General features: G+C 35.4%; 1 protein-coding gene. It reads right to left on the reverse strand.

Annotation, left to right across the window (positions count from 1 at the left end):
- On the reverse strand, positions 1–1199 hold a 1199-nt coding region (locus tag M2139_RS14240; protein WP_280736721.1), incomplete at its 3' end, for a transposase.
- Between the last annotated feature and the right edge of the window lie 34 nt (positions 1200–1233).

Genomic DNA, 1233 nt, shown 5'->3' on the forward strand with positions numbered 1-1233 from the left:
GTTTTCTCACGATACGCATGGAAATTAAAGCGAACGCCTCTAGGATCGATATAGTAATCTTCTTCATAATAATTCCAATTTATCACTTTTCGCTCATCAGTTTTCCATTTCTTACTTTGTTCTTTTAACATTGTCCCGTAGGGAATAAGACTGGTATGTTGCGGCAGTTCATCTTCTAAATAGCGGTAATTACTTTCAGAACCATAACCAGCATCGGCGACGATATAACGTGGGGATTGTTTAGCTAAATTCATTTTTTCGATTAATGGTTGTAAAGTTTTTGTATCCGTTGGATTTTGAAAAACATCATAACCCAAAACAAATTGATTACAGGTTGCCAGTTGAAGATTGTAGGCAGGTTTTAATTGACCATTCATCATATGATCTTCTTTTACTCTCATAAAAGTTGCGTCAAGGTCAGTTTTTGAATAGCTATTTCGCGAACCGTAAATAGTCATCTGTTCTTGATATTCAACGAGTTTATTTCTTCTTTCGTTAAGCTTACGCTGCTGACTTTTCAATGTCCGACGTTGTTGTTTTGTAGGATTTGGGGATATTTCTTTCGTTGTTTCTACTTCTTTTTCTAAATCCTCTAATCGTAATTCCATTCGGGTAAGTAGTTCATCTAACATATCTAGCGTAACATTAGATTCCTCCGGAATGTGCTTCGCGTCGTAAGCTCCTTTCAATTCTGCCATCATCAAAATAATTTTCTCGCGATTCATTTGATCAAAACGAAGGGTATTCTTTTTCCAAACGAAACTGAATTTATTCGCATCTGCCAGGATTTTTGTGCCATCAATAAATAGCGCATCATCAATTAGATTACGCGCACGAAGGTATTCTGTTAATCTATCTAAGCCTTGATTAGTTAACTCCTGCACATCATTTGAAATACAAAAGCGAGCAATCGTCCGATAGGATGGAATCTTTTCTTGAGTAAGCCAGCGAGCATAAAGATTTTCTTCGGCTAATCGTTCAATTTTACGACTGGTAAAGGTTTCTCGTGTGTAGGCAAAAAGAACAAGTTTCATCATTGCGCCTAAATCGTATTTTCTAGGGCGACCAAAGATATAAGGATTACTAAATTGGAGTGATTCAACGAGCTCATTAATAAAACAAGCCACATGATTTTCTTTTGGTTCAAATGAAGTTGTAATATCCAAAGATAATTGATTTATGTTATAATTATTATGCATTTGTTTAGTCCTTTCAGGATTAAATAGTAGAAGT

Origin of the sequence: Enterococcus sp. PF1-24 (assembly GCF_029893325.1) — a bacterium.
In the GTDB taxonomy this organism is placed as follows: Bacteria; Bacillota; Bacilli; order Lactobacillales; family Enterococcaceae; genus HY326.